This is a genomic window from Paenibacillus sp. 102, from assembly GCF_039549175.1.
Lineage (GTDB): Bacteria > Bacillota > Bacilli > Bacillales > Bacillaceae_G > Bacillus_A.
This window is the reverse complement of sequence record NZ_JBCGHT010000029.1, coordinates 21,445-28,289: the sequence shown is the minus strand read 5'-3', so window position 1 is coordinate 28,289 and position 6,845 is coordinate 21,445. Positions and strand designations below refer to the sequence as shown.

General features: G+C 39.8%; 3 protein-coding genes. 2 read left to right on the top strand and 1 reads right to left on the bottom strand.

Going from position 1 to position 6,845, the window contains the following annotated elements; translation table 11 throughout:
• Window positions 1-443: 443 nt before the first annotated feature.
• Entirely contained in the window at window positions 444-1,877 is a 1,434-nt protein-coding gene (locus AAIE21_RS27705; protein ID WP_343269658.1) for an IS4 family transposase, read from the top strand.
• A 1,112-nt stretch (window positions 1,878-2,989) separates the two neighbouring features.
• Complete coding sequence (locus AAIE21_RS27700) at window positions 2,990-4,159, top strand: serine hydrolase domain-containing protein (RefSeq protein ID WP_343269657.1); 1,170 nt, start codon at window positions 2,990-2,992, stop codon at window positions 4,157-4,159.
• A gap of 509 nt (window positions 4,160-4,668) precedes the next feature.
• Here the strand turns inward: AAIE21_RS27700 and AAIE21_RS27695 are convergent.
• Window positions 4,669-6,753, bottom strand: a complete 2,085-nt coding sequence (locus AAIE21_RS27695) for a serine hydrolase domain-containing protein (protein WP_343269656.1) — start codon at window positions 6,751-6,753, stop codon at window positions 4,669-4,671.
• Window positions 6,754-6,845 lie beyond the last annotated feature (92 nt).

Genomic DNA, 6,845 nt, shown 5'->3' with positions numbered 1-6,845 from the left:
AGAGAAGTCATATTCCAGGCTTCTCTTTTTCGACGTACAAGGAGTTACAGCAATTATTCAGAACTTCTTAAACGATAACCGTATTTTGTAAATGGGTTTATGTTTTTTCAAACTTTGCAACAGAGCCAGGTAGTGTATCAGAAACGTGTACTTGTATTTTCATTTTTATTACACCTCATTTGCTTTCTTTTGTGAATCGTAGACATATAAAACGATTCAGCGACTATGTAATTGATTTACAAAAAACCCCTCATTCAATAGAAGAAGCAATACATCTATAAGCAAAATAGCTCATAGATGGAAATAAAAGTAATCCTATGACCTATTTTTACACGTATCTCGGCTGTACCCCATCGCCATAAAGCTAAAGTTTTACACTATCCATTAAGTAAAAAAGACGTTATTCTTTTTGTAGAAATATACAGAAAGGATGGCGTTTTTGTATGAATCTATCGATTCAGGATGAGTTTCATTTGTTCGCTGAAGAACTACAGCGATATCTATCTCCACATATTCTTCAACAACTCGCACAAGAGACAGATTTTGTAAAACGTAAAAGTAAGTATGGCGCACGAGATTTGACAGCTTTATGTATCTGGATTAGTCAACAGGTAGCAAGCGATTCTCTTACTCGATTATGTAGCCAGCTCTATGCAAATACAGCTACACTTATGAGTCCAGAAGGACTTAATCAACGTTTTAACCGATTTGCGGTTTTATTTCTACAGCGTGTATTCTCCCTTTTAATCAAAAGCAAACTAAACGATTCTTCTCAAATCTCAAACCAATACATTTCTTATTTTCAACGTATACGTATTTTAGATGCTACTATTTTTCAAGTACCCAACCACTTAGCTTCTATTTATCCTGGTTCAGGAGGATGTGCACAAACAGCTGGTATTAAGATTCAACTAGAGTATGATTTACATAGTGGGAAATTCCTCAATTTTCAAATGGAACCAGGTAAAAATAATGATAAAACCTTTGGTACAGAGTGTTTGGATACCTTACGACCAGGAGATTTATGTATTCGAGATTTAGGATACTTTTCTCTAAAAGATTTAGATCAGATGGATCAACGGGGAGTATTCTATGTTTCACGGTTGAAATTAAATAATAGAGTATATGTGAAAAATGAATCTCCAGAATTCTTTCGGGATGGGACAGTAAAAAAGCAATCTTTATATGCTTTACTTGACCTTGAACATATCATGCATCAGATAAAACCAGGAGATACTTATGAAATTCGAAATGCCTATGTTGGGCAACAAAAATTACCCTCACGAGTTGTAATATACAGACTCACATCAACTCAAGTTCATAAACGTAGGAAACAGCAAACTTATGTTGAAAAGAAAAAAGGGGTTACATACTCTGAAAAAAGTAAACGTTTAACAGAAATCAATGTTTATATTACCAACATCCCATGGGAAATTGTTCCGATGGAACATGTTCACGAGATTTATTCTCTACGTTGGCAAATAGAGATTGTATTTAAAACATGGAAATCTCTTTTTGGTATCAATCATTGTCATAATATTAAGCGAGAGCGTCTAGAATGTCATCTTTATGGACAGTTAATCGCTATTTTTCTTTGTTCTTCCACTATGTTCAAAATGCGACAGCTGTTACTACAGAAAAAACAAAAAGAATTAAGTGAATATAAAGCAATTTATATGATTCAAGATCATCTGTACTTAGTATATAAAGCTATACAACAAGACACCCAAGAAGTATCGAAAATTTTTCTTCATCTGTTTGACCTCTTGCAGAAAAACGGACGAAAATCTCACCGATATGAGAAAAAGACAGTTTTTGATATTTTAGGCGTTGTTTATCAGTGCACTGTATCCAATCTAAAGCAGAAAACTGCATAATCTTTAAAAACACACCTTATCAAGGTTTATTTGGAATGCGTATTTGTGAACTACTCACCACTTAGCTAATGCTTGAAGTGGGAGCTTCTTGGGAAGTAAGTGCTTTTACTAGCCACTTATGTTTACCAAGCTAACAGGGTAGTCCCTACCCCTAAAAATAGTATGTGTACGTTAGACTCATCTACGCTACTTACCTCGCTTGGTTTTCGCATATTTCAGTAGCGTAGGGCGATAGAACGTCGAAGATTTTACGTTGTAGACGAATTTCCTACAACAACCTTATATCTTCAGTTTTCAAAGAGCAATCTGTACAAGTATATAGTAGCAAACATGTTAGCTTACGCCAACCGAAATTCATCTCCCACCTATCGTTGGGCTATTGCCCTGCACACGCTTGAGGAAGGAGAATTCTTTCGGTAAATTCGTTAAAAACAAATAAACAAAATATCAAGCACGTAGGCAACAGGAACGGAAGTTCATGAAATACTCAACCTTAGCTTGATGGGCATGTATGGTGACCCCACATCCATCAACTTAAGAAAAGTAAACACCCCAAAAACAAAAAAATGATCTGACTTCTCAAAATAACTAACTGTAGAGAAAGAAAAATTTCATTTAGTGGGTACTTCAAAACCTTAGCTTGATGGCGATGGGGTCACCATATCAAAAAAAAGAAAATTGTGCGTTTAGACATATTTTTCAACCGCCTCCTGTACGTTAAGGGACTCGTTATTTTTTTTACAGTTTTTTATTATGAAATTCTAAATAGCTAATTATAATAGGTGAAAAAAAGATCAATAGTTGGGGTACGGAAAGGATTCGGATTTACATTATTTCTCAATACATATTATGGATAAATAAAGTAAAATATGGGGTGTGGTTATGTCTCATGTTGTGTTAATCCTAACAATAACTAAGGATACATAATATGCTTTCATACCTTTGAATAATTTTGTTATAGAGGGGATGGAGACTTAAATGGCTCAAATTGTTGGTATTGATAGATACCTTTGTACTGGGGCATGAGTGAGGGCCTTTCCCTAAGTCTTGTCAGGAAGTAAGGAACAGTAAGCAAACGCTTATACAATATGAATAGAGGAGAGGAATGCCTTATGAAAATACGTAGTCAAATTACATGTGCGAGTCTGGCCCTTTTAATAGCTGGAAGTTCCTTGTTATATACAACACCAACCTCAATTGTAAAAGCAGAGCCCACTCAAAATGTATCTAGTTCGTTACAAACAAATACTCAACGAGATCGTACTTCCGTCAAGCAAGCAATGCGGGATACATTGCAACTTGGATACCCGGGGATACTTGCTAAAACTTCTGAGGGTGGAAAAACGTGGAGTTATGCCGCTGGGATAGCGGATCTGAGAACCAAGAAACCAATGAAAACAGATTTTCGCTTTCGCATTGGGAGTGTGACGAAGACGTTCACCGCAACGGTTATACTTCAATTAGCTGGAGAGAATCGCCTGAATCTAGACGACTACATCGAAAAATGGTTGCCTGGTACCATTCAAGGAAATGGATATGATGGTAACAAGATTACTATTCGGCACATATTGAACCATACAAGTGGTATCGCTGAATACTCAAGGTCAAAAGACGCTGATTTTACGGATACAAAAAAATCGTATACGGCTGAAGAGTTAGTGAAGATGGGGATTTCTCTGCCCCCAGACTTTTCCCCAGGAGATGGATGGTCTTATTCAAACACAGGATATGTATTACTGGGTATTCTTATTGAAAAAGTAACCAGAAACAGCTATGCGGAAGAGATTGAAAATCGGATTATTGAACCGCTTGAATTGTCGAATACATTCCTACCTGGCAATTCAAGCGTTATTCCAGGCACCAACCATGCCCGTGGATATGTCCAACCAGACGGAGCAAGTGAGCTAAAAGACGTTACTTATTATAACCCAAGTGCAGGTAGCTCAGCTGGAGATATGATTTCTACTGCTGACGACTTAAATAAATTCTTCTCTTACTTGCTCGGGGGTAAATTACTGAAAGAACAGCAACTAAAACAAATGCTTACTACAGTTCCTACAGGAAAAGAAGGAATCGATGGATATGGTCTTGGAATCTATGAAACTAAGCTTCCAAGCGGTGTCTCGATATGGGGACACACAGGTGGCATTCTAGGCTTTACTACTCTTGTTGGAGGTAAACTTGGAGGTAAGCATACGTTGGTCGTCAATTGGAATAGTTTGGGTAGAACTGACAGTCCTAATCCTTTTAAAAATATTTTACTTGCTGAATTTAGCAAGTAGGAAAAAAGGAAAAATTAATCGTAGTTTTCATAGTTAAAAATATACTTTTCTGGTTCAAAAGCCCCAACTTATTTTCAAGGAAAATTTGGGGCTTTTTTTGTTTTGGTGGCGTTTATTCTTCTTAAGTTGATGGATGTGTGGTAGGGCCCTGTATTTGACTCTTTTTCTACACCTAGATATTCTAGTGTTCGTTCTAACATAAGTGCAGCCTGTTGACGTGTGAGTGTGCCATGTTGGTTAAACTTAGTAGCCGAAACACCTCGGATAATTCCTGCATCGTATAGGGCTTGTACATCATAATGCCGGCTGCGAACGTATTTACACCGAGAAGATGAGTGGGGCAAAAGATGATTGCCCAGAACTGGTATGCTAGCTGTTCTTGTAGATTTTGAGCGTGATATTATTCATGGAAAGCCTCTTCGTAAAGATCATACGTAAATACAAACAAAACCAGCAAAACACCTCTTCTGTGTCATACTGGTTTTGTTGAAGTCTATCTTGAATTGTAGCTAGTTCAACGTGATTGCAAATTCTGAGTTTGGCGCTCCAGCAAATACAACCGTTCCGTTCTTCGGCAGTGTTACTTTGTTATTGCCGTTCACAACGGTAAAATTGACGCATACTCCCTTCTCATCATACACCGCGAACGAACTCTTCGATGGCAACGCCACGGTCATCGTTTTCCCTGCTGCCGCTTGCGGGATCGTAAACCATTTCGCATGCCCATTTGCTTGCAGCGTAACTTTGGATGATTGGCCTGCATCAAGTGGTTTTACGTTGGATCCACTTACGTATAACAATCCGGCCATCTCCATATATTCAATGCCGCCTTCTGTATAGAAATGAGTTTCCGTCGTATCACGGCCATACATCACGGGGATCTGGAGCTGATGCACCGCGGTGTTCGGACCTGTAATTTTTCTGCCGTCCCAATAGCCCGCCAGGCCTTCCTTGCGAGTAATTTGTGTGGTAAGAAGTTTCGGTTGAACGAGATATTCAATAGAACTAAATTTCTCGTTCACGAGATAGAACTTGACGCCTTCCCGCTTCGCCCATGCGGCAGCGGTTTTCTTCGATAGCACATTGTCTTCTAGTTTCTCGGCTAAATAGTGAGTCATCACATTTTGCCCTAAGCCTGGCGTCGATTTATATGTGCTCTCCTTCAAATAAGTTCTTCCATTCTTCTCGGTGACGAAGTTGAGCTTGGAAGTACCCTTCTCATTAATAAAGCTTCCATTCGCAGTATATACATATTTTTCTTCTCGATTAGATGGTAAGAACAGTTCTCCATTCTTCGTAATTTCTATTTTGAAATGACTTTCGCTATTGCCGTAAAAGCCCGCTTTCTTCGCCACGTCTTGAGGCATTTTGGCCTTGACCGGCTTGCCAAAGGATTTGTTTGGCTTGATGTCCTTAATTGTGCCCTTCTCTTTAAGCGCGGCGAGCAGCAATTCAGTTGCCAGTAGTTGATTTGTAGAGCTTCGGCCGCCGGATGACAACACAGCCGCTGCCATCTTCTGTTCCGGAAGCACGACCAGTATAGCATGTTGCAGTGCCGTGTCGCCGCCCTTAGCCAAGCCTTTTATCCCATATTCACTAAATGGATATAGTTTCACACTATCCCAGCCAAGGCCATAGTTGAAACTATTATCTCCCTCCCCCGGCCACATTCCTTTTTTATATTCCTCTTGCTCCATCGCCTTGACTGCCTTATCAGAGAGGATCCCTTTTCCCTGTCCCATAAATAATTGTGAGAATCGCACCATATCTTCTGCCGTGGAAGAGATCCCTCCCGAACCAATCACATTCACCGATTCAATGGGAAGCTGCCCTTGGTACGCCGGAAAATAAAGTCCCGCCCGCTTTTCGTCTTCCCATTTGTCCTGCGGCGTTTTCGTATGATTCATCTTTAAGGGTTCTGTAAACCGTTGATGTAGAAATTCGGTAAAGCTCATACCGCTGACTCTTTCTACCAAAATCTCGGCCAGCGTAAAGCCGTCGTTGCAGTATACCGAGAACGCGCCAGGGTCCGCCTTCAAGATCTGGTTGGACAATTGCCGCAACAAGACATCATGGGCATAGGTATCATTATCGTTAAATAAAAATGCATTACTTAACGTGGAACCTTGCAAGCCGGAGGAGTGGTTCAACAGCATACGCGGCGTAATGCGTTTGTACCGATCGTCTTTCATCTTGAAATCAGGAACATAGTGGACGACAGGAGCATCCAAATCGACTTTTCCTTCGTCGACCAATTTCATTACAGCCGCTGCTGCATACATTTTACTGACTGAACCAATCCCGTATATAGTATCTTTGGTCAGCCGCTGTTTCTCTTCCATATCGTTCTTGCCTGTCTGACCCGACAAAATAAGTTTGCCATTATCAATTAGCGCATACTGCACGCTAGTCGTCCCATAGGACTTCGTGAGTAGCGCAGCCTTCTCTGCCGCAATCTTCTCCAGTTCTTGGCTAGCAACTTCTTGGTTAGCTACAACCGGAGTCTTACTGCTAGAAGACGCTATCGCCCCTGTTGGTAGGGTCATCGTTAGCGCCAATGTAGCGGCTAATACCCCAGATAATTTATTTTTCATGAGAAAATTGCCTCCTTAGATAAGTGATCGATTTCATCACTTATCTATTTAACTATAAAAAATATGACAAAATTTATCCGTTTTTCCTTTTG

Bases quoted from the DNA above. Each gene is read 5' to 3' on its own strand.
- AAIE21_RS27700 (WP_343269657.1), top strand. From the start codon at position 2,990: ATGAAAATACGTAGTCAAATTACATGTGCGAGTCTGGCCCTTTTAATA.
- AAIE21_RS27695 (WP_343269656.1), bottom strand. From the start codon at position 6,753: ATGAAAAATAAATTATCTGGGGTATTAGCCGCTACATTGGCGCTAACG.
- AAIE21_RS27705 (WP_343269658.1), top strand. From the start codon at position 444: ATGAATCTATCGATTCAGGATGAGTTTCATTTGTTCGCTGAAGAACTA.